This window comes from Lactobacillus melliventris (genome assembly GCF_042679465.1).
GTDB lineage: Bacteria > Bacillota > Bacilli > Lactobacillales > Lactobacillaceae > Lactobacillus > Lactobacillus melliventris.
In genome coordinates this window covers 244,094-262,812 of sequence record NZ_JBHTMT010000001.1, presented here as the reverse complement: position 1 = coordinate 262,812, position 18,719 = coordinate 244,094, and the positions used below count along the sequence as shown (strand labels likewise).

27 protein-coding genes are annotated in these 18,719 nt (G+C 35.7%); 2 read left to right on the top strand and 25 right to left on the bottom strand.

The genetic code is table 11. The features are described from left to right. Positions 1-10: 10 nt before the first annotated feature. The 12 genes from ACFQ32_RS01330 to ACFQ32_RS01275 form a co-directional block, all read right to left on the bottom strand. Complete coding sequence (locus ACFQ32_RS01330) at positions 11-400, bottom strand: DUF3168 domain-containing protein (protein ID WP_052724649.1); 390 nt, start codon at positions 398-400, stop codon at positions 11-13. Further along, positions 397-777 carry an HK97-gp10 family putative phage morphogenesis protein gene (locus ACFQ32_RS01325; RefSeq protein WP_046324946.1) on the bottom strand — a complete coding sequence of 127 codons (381 nt, stop codon included), beginning with the start codon at positions 775-777 and terminating at the stop codon, positions 397-399. The genes ACFQ32_RS01330 and ACFQ32_RS01325 overlap by 4 nt, the downstream gene beginning before the upstream one ends. Beyond that, a complete protein-coding gene (locus ACFQ32_RS01320; RefSeq protein ID WP_046324947.1) occupies positions 770-1,075 on the bottom strand; it encodes a hypothetical protein in 306 nt (101 codons plus the stop codon). Before ACFQ32_RS01320 ends, ACFQ32_RS01325 begins: the two co-directional genes overlap by 8 nt. Then, on the bottom strand, positions 1,065-1,412 hold the full coding sequence (locus ACFQ32_RS01315; RefSeq protein WP_046324948.1) for a phage head-tail connector protein: 348 nt from the start codon (positions 1,410-1,412) through the stop codon (positions 1,065-1,067). The genes ACFQ32_RS01320 and ACFQ32_RS01315 overlap by 11 nt, the downstream gene beginning before the upstream one ends. Before the next feature lie 9 nt (positions 1,413-1,421). Next, entirely contained in the window at positions 1,422-2,330 is a 909-nt protein-coding gene (locus ACFQ32_RS01310) for a hypothetical protein (protein ID WP_046324949.1), read from the bottom strand. 15 nt (positions 2,331-2,345) lie between these two features. After that, positions 2,346-2,960 carry a hypothetical protein gene (locus ACFQ32_RS01305; protein ID WP_046324950.1) on the bottom strand — a complete coding sequence of 205 codons (615 nt, stop codon included), beginning with the start codon at positions 2,958-2,960 and terminating at the stop codon, positions 2,346-2,348. A 59-nt stretch (positions 2,961-3,019) separates the two neighbouring features. Beyond that, positions 3,020-3,241 carry a hypothetical protein gene (locus tag ACFQ32_RS01300; protein ID WP_046324951.1) on the bottom strand — a complete coding sequence of 74 codons (222 nt, stop codon included), beginning with the start codon at positions 3,239-3,241 and terminating at the stop codon, positions 3,020-3,022. Next, a complete protein-coding gene (locus ACFQ32_RS01295; RefSeq protein ID WP_071290282.1) occupies positions 3,228-5,057 on the bottom strand; it encodes a hypothetical protein in 1,830 nt (609 codons plus the stop codon). Before ACFQ32_RS01295 ends, ACFQ32_RS01300 begins: the two co-directional genes overlap by 14 nt. After that, positions 5,041-6,453, bottom strand: coding sequence for a phage portal protein (locus ACFQ32_RS01290; protein WP_046324952.1), 1,413 nt, complete (start codon positions 6,451-6,453; stop codon positions 5,041-5,043). Before ACFQ32_RS01290 ends, ACFQ32_RS01295 begins: the two co-directional genes overlap by 17 nt. 12 nt (positions 6,454-6,465) lie before the next feature. Then, a complete protein-coding gene (locus ACFQ32_RS01285; RefSeq protein ID WP_046324953.1) occupies positions 6,466-7,710 on the bottom strand; it encodes a PBSX family phage terminase large subunit in 1,245 nt (414 codons plus the stop codon). After that, entirely contained in the window at positions 7,685-8,200 is a 516-nt protein-coding gene (locus ACFQ32_RS01280) for a terminase small subunit (protein WP_046324954.1), read from the bottom strand. The genes ACFQ32_RS01285 and ACFQ32_RS01280 overlap by 26 nt, the downstream gene beginning before the upstream one ends. Before the next feature lie 80 nt (positions 8,201-8,280). Next, the gene (locus tag ACFQ32_RS01275) at positions 8,281-8,616 is read right to left on the bottom strand and encodes an HNH endonuclease (protein ID WP_052724650.1); all 336 of its coding nucleotides are present in this window, start codon (positions 8,614-8,616) and stop codon (positions 8,281-8,283) included. Positions 8,617-8,859: 243 nt separating this feature from the next. On the opposite strand from ACFQ32_RS01275, the gene ACFQ32_RS01270 reads away from it, so the two are divergent. After that, the gene (locus ACFQ32_RS01270; protein WP_046324956.1) at positions 8,860-9,138 is read left to right on the top strand and encodes a hypothetical protein; all 279 of its coding nucleotides are present in this window, start codon (positions 8,860-8,862) and stop codon (positions 9,136-9,138) included. Between the two features lie 501 nt (positions 9,139-9,639). Here ACFQ32_RS01270 and ACFQ32_RS01265 read toward each other — a convergent pair. The 4 genes from ACFQ32_RS01265 to ACFQ32_RS01250 form a co-directional block, all read right to left on the bottom strand. After that, positions 9,640-10,146 (bottom strand): ArpU family phage packaging/lysis transcriptional regulator, encoded by a 507-nt coding sequence (locus tag ACFQ32_RS01265; RefSeq protein WP_052724651.1) that lies wholly within the window; start codon positions 10,144-10,146, stop codon positions 9,640-9,642. A 14-nt stretch (positions 10,147-10,160) separates the two neighbouring features. Continuing rightward, complete coding sequence (locus ACFQ32_RS01260; RefSeq protein WP_046324957.1) at positions 10,161-10,643, bottom strand: hypothetical protein; 483 nt, start codon at positions 10,641-10,643, stop codon at positions 10,161-10,163. Beyond that, positions 10,627-10,965 (bottom strand): VRR-NUC domain-containing protein, encoded by a 339-nt coding sequence (locus tag ACFQ32_RS01255; protein WP_046324958.1) that lies wholly within the window; start codon positions 10,963-10,965, stop codon positions 10,627-10,629. The genes ACFQ32_RS01260 and ACFQ32_RS01255 overlap by 17 nt, the downstream gene beginning before the upstream one ends. 316 nt (positions 10,966-11,281) lie before the next feature. Next, positions 11,282-11,467, bottom strand: coding sequence for a helix-turn-helix domain-containing protein (locus tag ACFQ32_RS01250; RefSeq protein WP_046324960.1), 186 nt, complete (start codon positions 11,465-11,467; stop codon positions 11,282-11,284). A 68-nt stretch (positions 11,468-11,535) separates the two neighbouring features. Between ACFQ32_RS01250 and ACFQ32_RS01245 the strand changes: the two genes are divergently transcribed. Beyond that, complete coding sequence (locus tag ACFQ32_RS01245) at positions 11,536-12,309, top strand: DUF4393 domain-containing protein (RefSeq protein ID WP_052724652.1); 774 nt, start codon at positions 11,536-11,538, stop codon at positions 12,307-12,309. A 49-nt stretch (positions 12,310-12,358) separates the two neighbouring features. Here ACFQ32_RS01245 and ACFQ32_RS01240 read toward each other — a convergent pair whose 3' ends face one another. From ACFQ32_RS01240 to ACFQ32_RS01200, 9 genes are all read right to left on the bottom strand, one after another. Beyond that, complete coding sequence (locus ACFQ32_RS01240) at positions 12,359-12,481, bottom strand: hypothetical protein (RefSeq protein ID WP_280513153.1); 123 nt, start codon at positions 12,479-12,481, stop codon at positions 12,359-12,361. A 318-nt stretch (positions 12,482-12,799) separates the two neighbouring features. Next, positions 12,800-14,098, bottom strand: coding sequence for a virulence-associated E family protein (locus ACFQ32_RS01235; protein ID WP_046324961.1), 1,299 nt, complete (start codon positions 14,096-14,098; stop codon positions 12,800-12,802). Further along, positions 14,095-14,886 carry a bifunctional DNA primase/polymerase gene (locus ACFQ32_RS01230; protein WP_046324962.1) on the bottom strand — a complete coding sequence of 264 codons (792 nt, stop codon included), beginning with the start codon at positions 14,884-14,886 and terminating at the stop codon, positions 14,095-14,097. Before ACFQ32_RS01230 ends, ACFQ32_RS01235 begins: the two co-directional genes overlap by 4 nt. A 24-nt stretch (positions 14,887-14,910) precedes the next feature. Further along, complete coding sequence (locus ACFQ32_RS01225) at positions 14,911-15,480, bottom strand: hypothetical protein (protein ID WP_046324963.1); 570 nt, start codon at positions 15,478-15,480, stop codon at positions 14,911-14,913. Beyond that, the gene (locus ACFQ32_RS01220) at positions 15,480-16,211 is read right to left on the bottom strand and encodes an AAA family ATPase (RefSeq protein WP_046324964.1); all 732 of its coding nucleotides are present in this window, start codon (positions 16,209-16,211) and stop codon (positions 15,480-15,482) included. The genes ACFQ32_RS01225 and ACFQ32_RS01220 overlap by 1 nt, the downstream gene beginning before the upstream one ends. Beyond that, entirely contained in the window at positions 16,208-16,357 is a 150-nt protein-coding gene (locus ACFQ32_RS01215; RefSeq protein WP_167334240.1) for a hypothetical protein, read from the bottom strand. The genes ACFQ32_RS01220 and ACFQ32_RS01215 overlap by 4 nt, the downstream gene beginning before the upstream one ends. Next, positions 16,354-17,739, bottom strand: a complete 1,386-nt coding sequence (locus tag ACFQ32_RS01210; RefSeq protein ID WP_046324965.1) for a DEAD/DEAH box helicase — start codon at positions 17,737-17,739, stop codon at positions 16,354-16,356. Before ACFQ32_RS01210 ends, ACFQ32_RS01215 begins: the two co-directional genes overlap by 4 nt. Positions 17,740-17,741: 2 nt before the next feature. Next, the gene (locus ACFQ32_RS01205; RefSeq protein ID WP_084619558.1) at positions 17,742-18,458 is read right to left on the bottom strand and encodes a helix-turn-helix domain-containing protein; all 717 of its coding nucleotides are present in this window, start codon (positions 18,456-18,458) and stop codon (positions 17,742-17,744) included. Further along, positions 18,442-18,714 carry a hypothetical protein gene (locus ACFQ32_RS01200; protein ID WP_046324966.1) on the bottom strand — a complete coding sequence of 91 codons (273 nt, stop codon included), beginning with the start codon at positions 18,712-18,714 and terminating at the stop codon, positions 18,442-18,444. The genes ACFQ32_RS01205 and ACFQ32_RS01200 overlap by 17 nt, the downstream gene beginning before the upstream one ends. Positions 18,715-18,719 lie beyond the last annotated feature (5 nt).

The window sequence follows — 18,719 nt, the reverse complement described above, 5'->3', positions numbered from 1 at the left end:
AGTTTCCTTTCTATTTTTTAAACCAATCAAAAACAAGTGTTGCTATACCATGAATTAGTTTTGTATTGGCCACACTTGTATCATTAATTATCTGACTTGTATTTTTGTTATATCTTGTTTGAAATCTGTAATTAGCAGACTCGATTTCTTTGGTGAGAAGTAATTTCCCCACCGCATTGGTTACTTCTCCTCTCATTTCTTCACTTCCCCAAATATGAACAGTAATTGCCGTTCTGCCCACCACATCTGTTTTTAGATTGACCTGTGAGTCCTCCATATTGCCCAAAACAATGAAGGGATAAGGGACCTGCTTGGTTGGCAGCGAATCATAAGTATCATAGCCAATAGCTTTTTTTGCAAATTCAAACAAGCTGTTAAATAATTCTAAGTTTGCTGTCATTCTTCAATCAACTTCTTAACGTCTTCTTGAAAAAGAGGTGCCTCAATACGAAAAGCTGGACCTAAAGTTGGCCTAGCTGCCATAAATCTAGTGCCGTATTCAAGATATGGAAAGTATTTTGTTCCTGGTTGAACTTTGGCGGTTAAACCGTTGTCTTCAATTTGAACGACTGAACTCCTCCTTGTTGCCCCAGTTGGTTTAACAAATTTATTACCCTCGAAGTGACCACGATATTGACTTAACATATTGCGTTGTGTCTTATCTGACAATCCTGCACCATGCTTTTTTACCAAGTCCGAAACTTTTTGCATATCTGCCTTCTTGCTTTTTAAGCCCTTAGTAACTGCTTCAAGGCCCTCTATTTTAACTTTAACCATTATCCTGTCCCACAATCATCGCATATCCCTTTAAAGCATTGATACTGCTATTAAAACGATACCTGGTCGAGCTATCTTTTATTTGCAAGTAATCCCAATTTGAAGGCTGTTGCATTAAACGAATTGTTTTAACCCCTTGTTCTATTTTGCCTAACAATTCAACTTGTGAAGCGGTACCTAGGTCGGTTACATTGGCCCATTCTTGCCAGCTAATCAATTTGTAGACATGTTTGCTTGTCTTAGGATTATAATCAATATCAACTTTACGGTAAAAAGTAATTTTTGTATCAAACCTCATAAGGATTAATCCAACTTCCTTGGTTCACACCAGTGCGATCCGTTCGCCACTGTTCAATTTCATCTTTCCATTCATCAAAATCATTCGCATGAAAGGTAATTGATTCTCCATCCTGACTGTAGCTTAACATTCCCTCGTTTTTTAAACGATTAAACTTCTTGACTGCGGCTCCCCGTACTATTGCTTCCATTGAATTCGGTAATTCGTCATCATCAGTCAAAGACAATCTTAATTTGAGAAATTCTTGTGCATCACTTAGATACAGTTTTAGGAGTTCATCCCAGTTATCGTCTTCCAACTGTAAGGCTATTTTTAGTTTGACAAGTTGTTCAGTCATTTTTATCTACTAAGCCTTTTTACTTGCATCGGTACCAGTTGGTACTTTAGGAGCAGTAATTGTAGCCGTAACAATTCCATCAGTACGTTCTGGTAGCATTAACCATCCACCAGTTGCAACTGACTGGTACGTCAAGGATTCATCAACTTGGCTGTGTTTCATCCCAATCAGACCACTCTGATCAACTTGCATTCCAAACGTTCTGCCAGCATCGCCACGCATATCAACATAATAGAAATTAATATTGTTGTTTACAGTCATAACAACTTTACCAGCAGGAATTGCAGTGGTTAAGAACACCACATCAACATTTAAAAAGTTCTGTAGGTACTTCATTCCAAAGGTATTTTGGGTCGTAATCTGCGTACCACCAAGATATGCGTAAACATCGTCAGGGTTAGCAAACGCAATTACTGTACCTACATTGTCAACATCTTCAAATAGTCCTGTTAGTTTTCCTAACCCGGTGGAAATTGCCATTTGTAAGCCTTCACCTTTAGTATTAGTAGTCGATTTGCTATTTAAAGTGTCGAAAAAGTCCTTCTTGGCATTTTTCTGCGCAATGCTCAAAATCTTTGAATCAGTATAAGTGACGGCTTGAGAAAAACCATCACGCTGAATTGCCTCAAAAGATGTTACTTTACGAATTTTGTCAGTTAATAACAATTCGTATGTCTTATCAACTGCACGCGTTACTTTAGTTAACGGAATTGTTTCACCCTCGTCAACCGTCCTGTTAGCTGCTTCTGTTACGTCCGTTTTATAGGTCTTAATAACGGATCCGTTGGCCATCGGGTGCAGTCGCACACGACCCATTGCAGTCAGCAATGTATTAACGTTGTCTGAAAATTGCTCCACAAAATCAATTGATTGAGCAACTAAATCTGCACTTGTAATCACATTATTGTCTTTTGTCATTATTTTATTCCTCCATTAAAATTCATCTAAGTGTTCTTTGATTAATTGAACCCGCTTTGCCGGATCGTCTATTTTTCTCAGTTCTGACCTGTCAAAAGGTTTATTATCATTGCCATTTACTCGCGGCGTTTCAGATTTTAAAAATTCCTTTTTAACCTGCTTAACAATAGCGTCATAAAACGAACTCAAGGCTTTCATATTTGTGGACACCTGCTTTTCATTAATCCCAGCAGGCACAACAAGATTTAATATATCTTTAGGGACAACTACGCCTGCTTCATTAAATTGTTGCGAAACGGTGTCCATTTGATCCCTACGAATCAATTGAGCCTTTAATTTTTCATTTTCGCTAATTGCTTTATCTAAGTCTGAATTATTATTCTTTTTGTCATTACCTTCTTCATCATTACGCACTGACTTCAACTTCTCTGTCAAAGTTTCAATCTGTTTTTGTGAATCCTCAAGCTGCTGCTTATACTGATTTTTTTGATTGGACTCACGATCGATTCGCTTACGCATTTTTTCGATTTGTTCAGTTACCGTTGCTTCGCTTTTAGTTTTACTAATATTATCTTTTTTAACATCTAAACCATTTTCTTGATCAGTAACTTGTTTATTTTCGTCTTCCATTTTTCTCCTTTCAAATTTTAGGCAAAATAAAAACGACTATTTTTATAATCGTTTTTGGTTTAATAAATAATGTTTTTTGGATTATATTTTTTATAAACTAGATCATTTGTTGACAAATCATCAATTGAAACATTCTTTTTTATACAATAATCAATTAATTCAACATCATGAGGACCATAAACTGGCCAAGGTTTGTGAAATTTATCAACATACTGCGAAAGTGCCGCAATGACGGCTGAATCCCAGTCATGATAAAGTTCCATGATTTTACTTTTTTCCATGTTTTATGATCTCCTTTAATGTTTCATGATACTTATCAACCGTATCTCTAAAATACTTTTTTATGATTTTTTCAGACCCAGGGTTATTAATCGTAGCAGCGGTCAATTCAGCCCAAGCTTCAGTTGCTCGTCCACTCTTACCAGCCTGGCGCCAATAAGATCTACTATGACCAACTCCTAAAGGGTATTCAAAACCTAAGCCACTCATAATATCTGATAAATCTCCCTTATCCTGTGAAGAAATTTGTTCTGTATCATGAGCTATTTCTTGAACCAGTTGCACAGTAGCATCTTTTCTTATCTGCTTGAGAGATGAAGCATATGGTGTGCCATCTTTTTTTACCTTTAACCAATACCCCGGATGGTTAGCAACTTCGGCTTTATTTCCTTCTATTCTACTAAATTTTAAGTCTTTTACCAGTTTTTGGTACCTTTTATCAATTAATTTATCCCAATCTTTATCAATGCTATCGATTATCCAACCACTTGCTTCTTTTACAAATCCGTTTATAGGAGTATTAGGAATAACATCTCCCGCCAAATAATCAATCATGTGACCAAATTCGTGGAAAAAAACATCATATTTCTTCTGATAGTATTTCATATCATTAGGAAGATTCATACTTTTTTGATAAATAGTGACGCCTTGATCAGGTCGATAAAAACTAGTACCACCACCTTTAGGGTAAGCATCAAGTTTAAGCTGGCCATGATACATCTGCCATACTTTCTTAATGTCATCTGGTGCTTGACTTAAAATCTTAGCCAAAGCAGTAGCATCTTCTGTACCCAACTTTTCACTCAAATTGTCATTTAAATACCTGCTTACCAGCTGTTCATCACTTAAATTGTCATCAAGTGCCTTCTCTTCATCAATCCAATAGGCACCAATGCTGCACATGCAGTTGGGATGAACTGGAATATCGGGAACATCTCTTAGACGATATACTCCTGATCCCCAATTGCTGTCAGTTTCTGCAATCTCACGACAAACCCTGCAAGCTTGTCCTTCTGCATACCACATAACAAACTTGTAGCCATATTTATTAAATATTGCCTTAGCAGCTTGTACTTGCACTCTAGCTGTCTCTGTCCGTGCTAAACGTTCAGCAGCATACCTGCTATTTACAAATGAATCAGAAACCATTCCCGTTAGCCACTTGACCATCTCCCTTGGATTGTCACCGCGTATTATTGCCGTTGATACCAAGCCGTCAAGCGTACCCTTTAAAGCATCTACGTTGGCCCAGATTCGTGATGAAAACTCCGCATTAGCCACTTGTCGATAAATTTGTTCCTGAACTTCTTGCGAACTCCAAAGGTTGTTATTTGTACTAATCTTAAGAATTTGAGCTTGGCGTTCCTTTTCCTTAACGTAGTCATTCCACAGCTTCTTGGTCAGAGAACTTTCTTGATCAATTCCTAAGTCTACTAGATGCGCACCAATCTTCGACTTCAAAATCTCGTTGCGATTAATCCGCATGGTTGCGTTATAGACTTTGAGTCGATCGTTGACGTCCTTGCTAAAGTTCTTCCTGGTTACATGGTTTCCCTTTGCCATTGCTACTTGGGCCTTAGCGACCACTTGCTGGGCCAAGGTTTCATATTCGCTAATCGCTTTAGCGGTGACCACTTTACCGCCTGAATAAGCTAAATCAGCCTTGATTTCCTTGTTAAGTTCGTCAATTGTACTCTGATACAATCCGGCCAAGTGCTTGTTGTAGGCTTCTAGGTTCTTTTCCTGCTGGGCCTGCCACCCCCTTTCTGCCGCTTCTCGATCCGCCCAATATTTGTTCTGCTTATTGACCATCATCATCACCAGCATCTTCTGGTTGCTTCATGAAGTCCGGTAGAGAGCCTGCTGCTTCCTGAGCATTTTTGATGTTTTCAGCCTTTTCCTTCTTGATTTCTGCAATTTCATCATCTGGATCATCAACGATGCCGGGCAGTAATTTCATCTGAGTCCGTTGCGATACCAATCCCTCTGCATCCTTGGCAGCAGAAATCATTGCAGCAACATCAGACGGTACATTTTTAGTGAAATGAATCTGCAAGTTCTTCCATGCATTCTTGTCTGTTTCAGGTAAAACTTGACCTACCGAAAAAACAATTTTGAACAATTTTCTTAAAGATTGCACAAACTTGCGCTCTTTTGAATTTGCTTTATCTTGCATTGCTAATAGCTTAAATTGTAAAGCTACACCCGAAGAATTACCGGCAAAATTCTCATCATTTAAATTAGGAATCATTGATACTTCATAGATTGCATCACTGACTCGTTGAATAAAGTTTTCCTGCATCTCATCATCAGCAGGCTTTGACAGAAATTCTACTTTAGGGTTTGAACCCGGTGTCACGTTAGGCAGATATAGAAAGCGATTGTTAGCAATATCAATCTTTGGTTTACCTGTTTTATCGGTCTTTAGATTGATTCCCATCATTACTAAATAAGCCATGTCAAAATATGCCAATTGATTAGCTTTTTGACTGAAGCCGTCATCTAAGGCACAGATTAAAGACTTGACTTGTTCAAATACTCCCTGGCGTTCTTCGTTCTCATAGAATTCAACTGCTGGCACCATCTTGTATGGGTTGGCGATAGCTTCTGGGCTAATTTGATTCCTATCAAATCGGTAAACCTGATCAGCATAGTAAATTGCTCCTCTAGCCTGCCATTCTGACTCATTCTTAAAATACTCATATCTGACAAAGGCAAGCGGCTCTCTTTCAACCGTATCGTCATAAATAACGAAGGCTTTAGTAGGACTAACATAGTTAAACCGCGTCTCTGAATCTTCATTTTGATATACGAAACCAATGGACTTACCGTAAATATCAGTTTGTTTAGATAACTCATTCAACTTATCAATGAAAGAAACACTATTCAGCCAATCCTGCAGCTTATCATTGTTTTCACCCTTGTCCAACTGAATGGATGGTGGAATTCCAATAAAATAACCGTTGAACGTGTCAACGATTGTCTTTGCTTTGTTAACCACTAGCCGATTATCTGGACCAAACTGTTTTTTGGCTTGCTTTAAGATTGGGTGTTCACCCAGATACATCTTCATGTTTTCTCTTAACCTAGGCTGCATCTTATCGGAATTCCATTTGATAAAGCCAAACAACTCATCATTAGTTAATTCCTGACCCTTTGGAAACAGAAACTGACCATTTCTAGTTACTAATGCTCGTCCAATTATATTCTCCATTGCAACACCTCCTTAAAGGTAAATATTGCCAATAATCTGGTTTTCAACTTGCTTATGCTGGTTATAAATTGCGTAACGCATTGCATCCATGACGTCATCATTCTTTTTGAGTGGGACACCTTTATCAGAATCCCAAACATACTGGTAGATTTCATCCAAAAACTGATCAATTCCTTGTTGATTAATAAAAAAATGACCAGTAGTCATCAGTTTAGAAACCGATTCAATACCAGTCATTACTGTTTTATCAGCATTAGTAGCTTGAACATTAGCCTGTTGGAACATTGATACATATTCTGGGCGAGCAGAATCACACCAGAAAGTGACATTTCTGCCGTATTGGTTCTGAATATCGTGAGCTACATCAATCCAGTAATCAATATACTTGTGAACTGCCGTATACTCTTTAATTAAATATGTATTGCCTTTATTATCATCGCCAAATACGACAATCACGCCATTGTGTCCTTCAGCAAAGCCCCAGTCAACGCCACAATAATAAGTAAGATCAGAAGGAATTTTTTCATGTTTGATCACCATTGTTTTTGCATCAAAATCACTGTACACAACACCTTGTCCAGTTACCCATAGCCCTAAAACAGAACGATCATAGAACATTCCTTTAGGTGTCGTTGCTTTTTTATTTTCAATATAGCGTTTACTCAGAAAAGTATTATCGTCCAAGACAAAATGGTTACTAATGATATAAGGCGATGCATTATCAATATAATTCTTTTTAAGCCAGTGTGTTGGAATATCAGGGTTTGTGTCGCAGATAACGCGACCTTCACCCTCAGAACAACGATCAAGGATTTCACTGAACACACTCTCGTTAGCTAGGGATGCCTCATTAATGTAAGCACCGTATGCACTAGAGCCACGAACACCACTAATACCTCGAACAGAGCCCGTGTAGGCCAAGACAATCGTTACACCGAACAAGTGTAAGTTACCAATTGAATCCTGTTCTGGAGCCAATCCAAACTCATTAAATAGTGGATTTAAAACATTATTAAAAATATTCTTCTTGGAAGTTCCGGCTAGGATATAAAGTGGATCTTTAATTCGATTACGTTTGGCCAACTCTCGTACTTTTAATAGACTCAAAATAAAGCAATAATTGTTAGCCACGGTTTTACCAGAACGAACTGCCCCATAGTTAATCATTAAATTCCAATAATGATTGTTGACAAACTGACTTAGAACCATCTGTTGCTTGAGTGTGAAATGCTTAGCCAGTATTTTCTCTAATCGCATCTTGCAGTTCTCCCATCATCTTAGCCACTTTGTCTTCCTGTGTAGTATTATTTCCTTGCATAGCCTTCACACGTGCCTCAGTCAAATCGGCTTCTGCATTGATCTTACGTAGTTGCATCTTAGACAATGGATCAATCGGATAACGTTTAAGCAGTTCCTTTGCTGCAGTTATCCTGTCTTTAGCCGACACTTCAACATTTTTATAAAGACCTTTGGCGGTCACAACTGTCTCTGTTTGTTCGCCCCGCATAACTGACGTGAGATACTCTAAAGTCTCTTGAGCAGTTGCTAATTTAGCAGATTCAAGCTGTTCTAACCGTTTTTCAATATAAGCTTTTACGTTAGCATTTGTTAGCAGCCGACTAGCATTAGCTCTAGCAGTTTCATTACTTCTAACTTTATAACCAGCATTAACATATGCTTCTGTCGCATTGCCGCTTTTTATATAATTATCAGCAAACTTACGCTGCTTGCCTCTTAATTCACTCACATCATTTCACCACCTCCTAATTTAGTGTACAAGAAAAGCACTCTAATGAGTGCTTTAAATTTAGTTGCAATATTTAAAAATCAATGTTGACATTTTGCTTTACAATAATTTTTGTTATTTCTAATAAGTTTAATCCATTGAGATTTTGTAATTGTTTGTAATTGATTGTCATTAAAAATATGTTCAAGACTTTGTTTAATCCCATTGCAACATGTACAGAGCGTCCACAAATTCGTTTTATCATACCACTGATCTTCCTGTAGCAATTTACGCATAATTATGTGATCAACGTTAAATTTATTGGTTTCTTTATACTTTCTACCACAAACTTGACAAGTTTTTTTATCATAATTAATACGACCATTTTTTACTCTTGTCCATTCTCCATGTGAATAGAAGTTTTTATCATCTGTCAATTAAAATCACCTCAAAGCAATCATACAAAAAACTAGCTTTTAAAGCTAGTTTCTTTGAGATGAATATAATAAAAAACACTCTATAAGGAGCTTTAACTAGTTTTACTTACCCGAGTGTTTAATAATTACAACTATTGAGATTAAAAGGAATTAAATTATTACTATCATTGGTCAAACTCATCAAATTAAAAACGCATAATGTTTATATATATGAGATAATCAATTACGAAAGGGGGCATAATAATGTTTGATGATTTGTATTTAGATCCAGATGAAGCACAGCTAATGAACGCTATTTATAAAAATTATGTAGAGGTAAATAAAGGGACTAATACCAGAAGACGTAATACACGAATAAATCGCGATCAACTTCAAAAATTAGTTCCTAATTTCTCTCCTAATAAAATAAGAAGAGTATGTATATCATTACAAGTTGATGGATTAGTTGATCTTACATTTGGAAGTAATCAGCTTAGCGAAATAGATCTTACCGCTACTACCATTAGAGCATTTGAGAACTAATTTTAAAGTCATATCTTTTACTTAGATATGGCTTTTTACGTTATGTTTCTTTAGACATAAAAATATGGATCACTGATAGGTCTAATCTCTTCATTATAAAATTTGATTACCTTATCAATTAATCCATACTTAATTTGACACGCTCACTTAATATTTAATATTAAACTCTGAAAACATATTATAGATTATCCTAAATAAACATGTATTAAGGTCATGGCGTGCCTAGAGGAACGTTAGGACTTGCACCTAAAACTTGTGTTTCTTGTGTTGTACGATCGCCACATGCAGTTACTTACTGCCACGCCCCTATATTGCAATAAGTGTAAGACTCATCGTGCTAAATAATGCACATGCCGTCTTATCTTACATTTCCCATTGATCCGTGCGCGCGTTGAGAAAGTTGCTTATTGCTATAGCAACGACAGGATTCGAACCTATCGCCACTTTTGTATATACACATTCAAGAATTATTTTTTATTCTTGATGCTATCAATATAACACCTATTCAATCCGACCTTTCTCCGATTCTGGCCCGATATTGACCCGATTTTTAAATACCTTAAGTTCTGGAATTTTTACATTATAAATTGTTTTCCAAGTATCAATTGTGTCTGCAAACTGACATAAAGCATAACGTTTTAAGTCACTGTACCTAGAATCACTGTACTGCACCCTGGCTGCCACTTGCCAATCAGTAAGTTCTTCAATATAAAGTGATTTTAGAATTGTTCTAAATGGCTGCTTTGAACTATCAGCGCATTGATCAATGGCATGATAAACTGCTTGGCATTTATCTTGTGCTTCAAAAATAGTAGCCATTTTATTCTCTGCTGAGTTGCCACTATGACTCATGATACCTGTAGGATCGAGCTGTGGACTGCTAAGATCTGTACGATGATAACCAGCTCTAATTAGGTAGTGTTCAAAATTAAATTTGAAAAAGTCACGTACCTTCTGAGCGGTTTTTTTCTGATCAATATCAATAGGTAGATCAATGTTTTCTTCCACAGCTCTTTTCCTTTCTATTCCTTGGTATAAATTTTGTTTTTACAAAAATACTTATCTCCGGATTTTAACTTTTTAAAACGGACAATTTTACGGAATTTTCTCAAATAATATCCTTTTTTATTTAAATAAAGTCTTGCACTTGATATAAATTGTAAAGGCTGATGTGTGATAACACGGTATTTACTAAAGTTTTTACTATATATTTTTTGTCCAGTTTTTCGATTTATCGCTACATATTTAAAATATGGTTTAACTTCTAATCCTAAACGATTAACAGCTGATCTGATCTTATTTTGGCTAAAGTTTAATTCTGTTGCTACCTCTTTGATTGAATAACCTTCATTAATTAAGGTAGTGATTTTAGCGTCAATAATTTCTTCTTCATTGTTATAAAGCGATTTTTGAATAGACTTTAAGGTTAAATTATTATCTGGTACTAATGATAATGTTCCATATTCATTTTCTAAGCTATGGATTAAATTATACGGGATAGCCATACCCCACCAAGCCTCCTTCCACAATCATACGAGCATCTTTTGTACTACGAGCAATTCCGTGTATCACATTATGTGATAATAGAAATTCATGAAATCTAATCTGGTCACCTCTAGGTTTACCAATTTTTGATTTTACTTCTATATAAAATACTTGATTGTCTACCCATCTGAAGCCATATAAATCTGGATGTCCTTTAGGCAAACCGGTATCAAACCACCTGCCATTTTTCATCAGCACTTTACCCACATTAGCTCTAAACACAGTACAATGATGCATTGATAATTCACGCATGATCTGTTTTTGTATTTCGTGTTCAGACATTGTTTGTTGCCCTAACAGATAAAATATCGTTTACATTTAGTAGAACTTTGCCCAATTGAGTATCCGTAAGTTCGATAAAAGATTGAGTTAGCATCTGTAAATCATCTCTTACTTTGTAGTAATCTTCCTTAACTTCGTACTGAGTTCTACCGTCATTCATCTTTATTGTTGTCATTTACTAGTCCTTTCAGTCTTGGATTAAAAGTGCTTACCTATCACCTAATTCATATTCATCAGGCACATGCCATAGATAAACACGTCTGTCATATACTTTTTTATAGCTTAGTTTCAAAACCGGTATATCTTCCAATGATGGTTACCTCAATTCATCTAAACTAATATTTAACGCATCAGCAATTTTACATACTTTACTAAAACTAGGTTCCTGCCCAGCAAATTTATATTTTTTCAATGTTTCATAATTTACATTAGATTCCCTGGCTAATTTTGCTAAAGACCAATGCTTTTTGTTCAAAATAATTTGTATCTTATTCCACAACATCTTGTGCCTTTCGTGTATAATAATACATATATCTAGTGTTTAATTGATTTTTTAAAAGGAGATTTTTTATGGATCAAAAAAATCCACTTAATTTTTTACCTCAAAATACTCAAGAACTATTAATGAATTCTACTGCTAAAAATATTGGTGATACCTTGGGTGGTATTTCAGAATTATTATTATCGCCATTAAACATAGGAACAACATGGGCAAATGCACATATAAGAAAATTTAAACAGTCAATTATTGATAATGTAAATAAAATTCCTGAAGAAAATAGGGATTCTTCTAAAATAAACTTAGCTATGAAAACAATAGAGGACTCTAAATATCAAATAAGTGATGATAACTTAAGAGAAATGTTTGCCAAGCTTATTGCTGCTTCTATAGACAAAAGGAAAAATCAAGGATTATCACCTAGATTTTCAAATGTTCTATCACAATTCAGTCCAGAAGATGCTAAGTTTCTTATGCAAATTTCGACTAATAATTTGAATTCTATACCTACTGTTATATTTTTTAGCCGAATGGATGATGGCTCAGGCCATAAAGATGGAGATCATTTTATTGCTCCAGATAAATCAACAGCTTCTTGGTTTCAAAATGAACTAAGTTTAGATAGTCTTGTTTCGCTAGGGATAATTAATCAAAGCGATGACGATTATTTGACCCATGATACAAATAAGTTATTTTATGATTCTGCTAAAAAATCACCTGAATTTTTAAGTTGGAGTAATTTATTTACTTTATCAAATACAACCTCTAAACCCACTATTGAAAAGGGATTTATAGAATTCACAACTTTTGGTAAAAAACTAACTCAAATCGTTATACAAAATTAATTAAAAATTTGGTTGCTTCGACCTGTTTAGCTGTAAAAACTATATGTCTTTAAATAGAATCTTCCCAAACCAATTCTCCATTTTTAGCCATTTTAAACGTACCAATTTTATCGGATTGTGTGGCGTTTTTTTTATTTTCCATTTTCGCTACCTTCCCATCTTTAAATTTCATCTTTATCACTCCAATTTCCCATCACAATAAGATTTTCAGTTAAATTTCCTTTAATCAATTCCATAATATTTTCCTAAAGAGTTACACTCCGGTTACAGTTACTGTAACCTATTCTTTTCTTACTCATTCAAGGGTTTTGCTTATCAAAATTTACTGGTTACAGTAAATTTCATAAAAACTTTTTTTAAAGCTATGAAAGCTATATATTATATAAATAAAAAGTTTTATTAATATTTACTGTTTTACTGTAACCAGTACCCCTGTTACCTACTTACACAAGCGATTTCGCGGTTACAGTTACTGTAACTTTACTGTAACTTACTGTAACTTTTGAAATCCTCTTACAGCTTTTTTATTAATTTTAACTACAGCACTTGTGTTGTAACCCATGTGTTCCATGTAATAACGAATATCACGCGTCTGTTTATTATTCCTTGATAAAGCGTTAGGATCTTGAAATAAAGCAACTGATAATTCCCGGTTAGGAATAAACTTCTGCCCTTTAAATTTATTCTCTAAAACATCCATTAAATTATCTTCAAGACCTGATGTATAGCGGAATTCTTCTCTATTTTGCTTTAACAAAGCTTCTTGTTTTGGCGTAAATCTAAATGGATCTTTTGCATTCTTATATAACCAAACCACTTCACCCCACAGCTGCTGCACTACATCCTCGGTCAAATCGGTCACAGGATTCTTAGTTTGTTTGTCCGGATGAGCGTAAATTGATAAAAATCTCCGATCGCCTGAACGATCTCGCAAGTGCCTAACTTCATTAGTTGTTCTTGCAATGACAAATTTTTTCTTGAAATGCAAAGGCTTATGACCATAAGGCTTACGATATTCGAAATCTTGCATGGTAATAAATTTTTTGATTTCTTCAAAACTCGCATCATTACTGGCAGTCATTTCATCATCATTAACAATCAGAGCGTTTTTCATCACTTCGAAATCGTCTTTTTTAGTGAAAGTATTAAACTGGTCTGTATATAGTCCCATAGGCGAAATATTTTTCAGGATTGAAGTTTTACCGACTCCTTGGCCACCCACTAAATCTAAAACATAATCGAATTTAGTTTCAGGATCATAAGCTTTGGCAACGGCTCCCATTAACCACGTCCGAGTAATTAGTGTTGTGGTCGCATTCTTCTTGGCTCCAAGATATTCAGGGAAAAAATTATCAATCCTTCGTTTCTTGTCCCAATGTTTATATGCATTATCCATATAATCAATCACTGGGTTATAAGAATTCATGTAAGCGACATTATCTATTGCTTGCTCGATAATCACATTTTTAAAAGTAGCGTGCTCATAATCGGATCGAGCTTCAATATATAATTCTACTGAGTTAGTAACCTGATCTGTATATTGCCCTTTGCTAATTATGACAGTGCCAATATTCTTAATTTCTAACTTGCGATTATCAACTACATCTATTTCTTGGGTAAATTCGTTCAATCGAAATAGATTTTTAAGATTGGGATCATGCAATAAGATCATTACTACGTTTTTAACGCTAGTAGTTTTAACGGCACCATTATTTTGACGTTCAAGTTCAATGGTGGTTTTACGTAACTTCTCAGCATTTTTTTCATTGATTTTAATAACGTCACTCATTCAATCCCCCTTCTTTTAATCTCTTTTACAATTACTGAATTTACTGTTCGTTCCACTTCATTTAGCGGAAGACTGTCTGTTGTATTAGTGTTTGCAATTAATGCCAATTTAGCTGCTGCAGCTGGATCAACACCGCGGTATAATAGCCCACCGACAAAGCTGGTAAGAGTATCATTGCGTCTGCCGGTACCGCCTAAGCCATTGACAATTAATTCAAATAGTTTTGAAGTCTGCGTCTTACTGGCAATTTTATAGTCTAAAATCGTCTTTTTTTCTGGCTTAGACTTGCTTTGAATTAATTCCAACAAACCAGCTGGAGCTGGTCTGATGGGCTTGTGATTAAGCCACCGATAGGACTTACCATCTATTCTGCTAGGAGCGACTACCACATAATTATTTTCATGAGCTTTCAAATCAACACCTGGCAATAGGCCAATGCATTGCGTCACATTCTCTTTTGCAGGCTTTTGAAAGAAGAAATGATAACCATCATGAGCAGTTTTCTCTCGCAAAGTGTCTTTAAACCATTCGTTGTGATTCAGGTTAAGAATTGATTGTAAGCCATCAACATCACCATGACGGTCAACATCAATCACGAAAAACTTGTCAGTTTTAAGAGCGATGTTAGCCAATGGATAGCGTTGCCAGACCTTTCTAATTTCATCACCTGAAAGTGGCGGCTTATCGGCAAACTTAATTAGCGGTCGTTTATTTGATCCAATGGGAATGACAGAAAATCCATGTGCTGCATAGCTAATGGCATAATTGACTAGATTTTCTAGTTGCATAATTTAACCTATTAATTTTTATTTTTAGAATGGTAAGTCGTCATCACTAATATCTATAGTATCACCAGTGCCATTAAATGGATCTTTGGCATCAGCTACTTTTGGTTGTTCCTGCTTTTCAAATGTATAATTTCTAAAAGGATATTGGGGATTCTTCTTATTAGGAGTAGTTTTAATAGTCACTTTTAAAACTTTGCCACAAGCTGGCTGCAATGCTTTAGCAATAGCTTCATAAGCTTCTGTTTCATTTTCAAAGGCAAAACACTTGTCGGGTACCGGGTTATCAAGAGTTTCACCAATAATTTGAATTTCAGAAATGCTTCTAGCAATCACTGAGTTAGGCATTGGATCACCATTAGCTTTTGTTTGTGCAAGTGATGGAAAAATCGATTCTTGTCTGCCTTCATATTCACCCTGGACAACGCTAAAAGTTAACATCAAGAAATCTCGGTCACCTTTGGCGTTATGAGTCGCATTGTCAAAACTCATAAGATAGGTATCATCTGGTATCGGCTCATATGGGTTGTATTCCTTACCATCTTTCGGGTTAAAACCTTTTTGTTTCAGTTCGTTCATTGCATCAAGTAAGCTCATTATTTAGTCTCCTTTTTAAAAATTCCGTTGCATGTTTCCAATAGTTTTAAAATACGATGGTCTGTAATATTTTTCGGATTGTATTGTGTTCTTAAGCTTTTTACTTCTCTAAAGTAGGAAGCATTAAAGCCATCACCGACTTTTTTAGTTCTGATTTCAACATCACAATTGCCATTTACCACATTAAAATATTTAGTCTTTAGCGAAGGATGGTAAGTAGTGGCACCAGTGTTGTCATCTGTAATTGAATTTTCTCGGCTAATATAGATGATGTTCATTGGCAATGCTTTTAAATCCATCACCAGCTGTTGCAGTGCAGTGTTGAATAATGCGTAGCCTTTACCGTAAGGAATATCGCTTAATGACTTAACATTGTTATCCAAGCAAATTGCTTGCTCAAGCATAACGATAATGTCATCTATCACGTCTACCACAATTGTTTTGAATTGCTCCTCAGGTTTTCTTTGCTCATTTTCTGTCTGTAAAGCTAAGATAATATCGTCTAATTGCTGGGTAACTAATTGCGTTGGTTTGCCATTCTTATCTCTTAAATTCCTAATTTGAAATGCTGGTGCGGTTCCCTGATCGCTGTTCCCATCGGTATTAAGTACAATCGGATTTGGGAAAAAGCTGGCAAAATAGCTTTTGCCACTCATTGGTGCACCCCAGATAAAAAAGTTGTGTGGCTGTGCCTTTGGTTCTAATTTTTTTGGTTTTGGTAAAACTATCATTTGATTAATCCTTTCATTTTTTCTGATTCAAAAATCAACATCTCGATAAAGGTATCTATTAAATTTTTTCTTTTTAAGACTTTGTCATAGTCACCTTCTGCAACTGCAATTGATATTTCAATCGCCTGCCTGTCTAAAAAACTCATTTCTTAATCATTCCTCTCTTCTTTAGTTGAAAGTAAACCCATCCTTGCTTGTAACCATGCAACTTTGCGTAAGCATTAAGTTCAGCTGGTGAGGTTAACTCATTAACTTTCATGTTTGCGACTTTTTTAAGTAAGTCGCTTTTTACTATTTCCGCTATTAATTTTTTACGATTTTTTGCTTCAACTAAATCAACATCTTTAACCTGTTTTGCCTCGTGAACTTTAATTGGTTGACCACATAAGGGGCACTTGCCTTCTTTGACTTCACTAGCTTTGACAACTGCAAAACAGTAATCGCAGGTAATAATTGCCATGCCGGGCTCAGTATTTATTTTTGAAACAGATTTTGTACCACTGACCACTGCCTGCTTCCAGTCTCGGTCATCATCTGGGTAACCAAATTTCTGCACATTATTAGCATGGTCAATAATTATTGCTGTCTTGCCCGGTCTAGGATTTAGGCATCGCATCGAAAATTGTAAATACAATGCTAGTGATGTGGTAGGTCTTGCCATAATCACACAGTCAACGTTTGGTAAATCAACGCCCTCAGTGAACAAATTGACGTTAACCAATATCTTTAATCTCTGATTTTTAAAATCAGCAACAATTGCATCCCTTTCGACCGTTGGTGTTTTACCGTCAACTTCTTTAGCTGAAATTCCTGCATCGTTAAATTCTTGAGCTACCCTCTTTGCTGATTCAATAGAATAGGTGTAAACCACTGCTTGCATTCCTTTGGCAATCCGCTGATATTGCTTAACCACATGGCCAAAGATTTTAGTGCTCATTGCTTCATCCATAGACTTGTTGGTGTAGTCACCAGTCGAACTGCGTTTTAGTAATTTGCTATTGAAATCATTAGGTGGTTGGAAATATCTGAACGGTGCTAAAAAACCGTCATTAGTTAATTCTTTAATTGATTTCCCGACAATAATATCGTCTGCTATCTGATCAAGTTGTTTCTGACCTGTTCTTCTTGGCGTAGCCGTGAAGAACAATACGTAAGCATTTTTGAATTTGTTTAGTATTTTCTGGTAGCTTTTAGCAAGAGCGTGGTGACCTTCATCGATTAAAATAAGTTGAGGTTCTGGCAATTTATTAGCACGCCTGCATAGTGTCTGCACTAAGCCCATTGTTGCTAAGTTAGGCTTAACACCTTGTGCTTTGAAAGTAGCCTTAGCCTGATCCAATACTTCTTTTCTATGAATAATAAACATTACGCGATTGTTTTTAGCAGTTGTTCTCTTGGCAATTTCTGCCATTACGACTGTCTTACCCGTTCTTGGCGGTGACTGCACAATAATGTGATGGTGACCTTTTTGCATTGATTTAGTAATCCGCTGAATTAAATCGCTTTGATAAGATCGTAATTCGTACATATTTATAAATTGTCGTAAAAATCAATTAGTGCCTTAGCACATTCAATGTCATACATATAGTTTTCTTCAGTGGCAGATACTGAAGCTTTTTTAATGTAATCAACCTTTTCGTCACCGCTTAAGCCTAATAGGCTAGCATTCTTTTCAAAAGCCTCTCTGCTCTCACTTTTATGGTCTAAGTTGAGCTCTTTGAACATTAAAAGTAACAATGATGTGATAGCAATTAATCTATCGTTTTCAGCAATAATAGATTCCTTTTTAGTTTTTATTACAACTCTTTTATTACAAGCAACTAAATAGATTGTTTTTATTATTTTTCCTAAATACTCCGTATCAATTTCACCTTTAAGATACGGTACAGATACATCAAAGTAGTCTGCTAATTGTTGCCAAACTTTTTCATTGGGATTTCTTTTTCCATTCTCATATTGGCTAATAGCTTGATTAGTAAGTCCTGTTACTTTAGCTAAATTTCCTTGGCTCACTTTCTTTAACTGACGTAATTTTTTAATTCTATTTGGCCTATGTTCATCGAATCCTTGAATATAAGGAACTGAGACGTCAAAGAAGTCTGCCAGCTTTTGCCACACTTCCAACTTTGGCTCGCGCTTTCCACTTTCATACCTACTTAAAGTGTTTTTAGCAATGCCAACTTTTTCGCCCGTTTTTTCAAGGGTTAGGTTATTTTTTTGTCTTAGCTCTTTAATTCGATTTTCCATGTTTAATCTCCTGCAACTGTGCTTCGTCATAAACCATCTTTTTTGCTTCCTCAAACATGTATCTAATCACTGATTGAAATTGCTCACTGGGTGATCCTTCATGTGTGCATATTGGACTAGGATAATTTATTTCAAGGTAATTAATCGCACCTTTATAGGTGTCTTGCTTTAAAGCCTCGTTTTTTAAACGGATAGTCCATAATTCAATTGCTTTAAAAGTTTCTTCCTGCCAATCTAAAAATTCTTTATTCAACATAAAAG

Coding starts and splice junctions, on each gene's coding strand:
- ACFQ32_RS01330 (WP_052724649.1), bottom strand. CDS start 400: ATGACAGCAAACTTAGAATTATTTAACAGCTTGTTTGAATTTGCAAAA.
- ACFQ32_RS01325 (WP_046324946.1), bottom strand. CDS start 777: ATGGTTAAAGTTAAAATAGAGGGCCTTGAAGCAGTTACTAAGGGCTTA.
- ACFQ32_RS01320 (WP_046324947.1), bottom strand. CDS start 1,075: ATGAGGTTTGATACAAAAATTACTTTTTACCGTAAAGTTGATATTGAT.
- ACFQ32_RS01315 (WP_046324948.1), bottom strand. CDS start 1,412: ATGACTGAACAACTTGTCAAACTAAAAATAGCCTTACAGTTGGAAGAC.
- ACFQ32_RS01310 (WP_046324949.1), bottom strand. CDS start 2,330: ATGACAAAAGACAATAATGTGATTACAAGTGCAGATTTAGTTGCTCAA.
- ACFQ32_RS01305 (WP_046324950.1), bottom strand. CDS start 2,960: ATGGAAGACGAAAATAAACAAGTTACTGATCAAGAAAATGGTTTAGAT.
- ACFQ32_RS01300 (WP_046324951.1), bottom strand. CDS start 3,241: ATGGAAAAAAGTAAAATCATGGAACTTTATCATGACTGGGATTCAGCC.
- ACFQ32_RS01295 (WP_071290282.1), bottom strand. CDS start 5,057: ATGATGATGGTCAATAAGCAGAACAAATATTGGGCGGATCGAGAAGCG.
- ACFQ32_RS01290 (WP_046324952.1), bottom strand. CDS start 6,453: ATGGAGAATATAATTGGACGAGCATTAGTAACTAGAAATGGTCAGTTT.
- ACFQ32_RS01285 (WP_046324953.1), bottom strand. CDS start 7,710: ATGCGATTAGAGAAAATACTGGCTAAGCATTTCACACTCAAGCAACAG.
- ACFQ32_RS01270 (WP_046324956.1), top strand. CDS start 8,860: ATGTTTGATGATTTGTATTTAGATCCAGATGAAGCACAGCTAATGAAC.
- ACFQ32_RS01260 (WP_046324957.1), bottom strand. CDS start 10,643: ATGGCTATCCCGTATAATTTAATCCATAGCTTAGAAAATGAATATGGA.
- ACFQ32_RS01255 (WP_046324958.1), bottom strand. CDS start 10,965: ATGTCTGAACACGAAATACAAAAACAGATCATGCGTGAATTATCAATG.
- ACFQ32_RS01250 (WP_046324960.1), bottom strand. CDS start 11,467: ATGTTGTGGAATAAGATACAAATTATTTTGAACAAAAAGCATTGGTCT.
- ACFQ32_RS01245 (WP_052724652.1), top strand. CDS start 11,536: ATGGATCAAAAAAATCCACTTAATTTTTTACCTCAAAATACTCAAGAA.
- ACFQ32_RS01240 (WP_280513153.1), bottom strand. CDS start 12,481: ATGAAATTTAAAGATGGGAAGGTAGCGAAAATGGAAAATAAAAAAAAC.
- ACFQ32_RS01235 (WP_046324961.1), bottom strand. CDS start 14,098: ATGAGTGACGTTATTAAAATCAATGAAAAAAATGCTGAGAAGTTACGT.
- ACFQ32_RS01230 (WP_046324962.1), bottom strand. CDS start 14,886: ATGCAACTAGAAAATCTAGTCAATTATGCCATTAGCTATGCAGCACAT.
- ACFQ32_RS01225 (WP_046324963.1), bottom strand. CDS start 15,480: ATGAGCTTACTTGATGCAATGAACGAACTGAAACAAAAAGGTTTTAAC.
- ACFQ32_RS01220 (WP_046324964.1), bottom strand. CDS start 16,211: ATGATAGTTTTACCAAAACCAAAAAAATTAGAACCAAAGGCACAGCCA.
- ACFQ32_RS01215 (WP_167334240.1), bottom strand. CDS start 16,357: ATGAGTTTTTTAGACAGGCAGGCGATTGAAATATCAATTGCAGTTGCA.
- ACFQ32_RS01210 (WP_046324965.1), bottom strand. CDS start 17,739: ATGTACGAATTACGATCTTATCAAAGCGATTTAATTCAGCGGATTACT.
- ACFQ32_RS01205 (WP_084619558.1), bottom strand. CDS start 18,458: ATGGAAAATCGAATTAAAGAGCTAAGACAAAAAAATAACCTAACCCTT.
- ACFQ32_RS01200 (WP_046324966.1), bottom strand. CDS start 18,714: ATGTTGAATAAAGAATTTTTAGATTGGCAGGAAGAAACTTTTAAAGCA.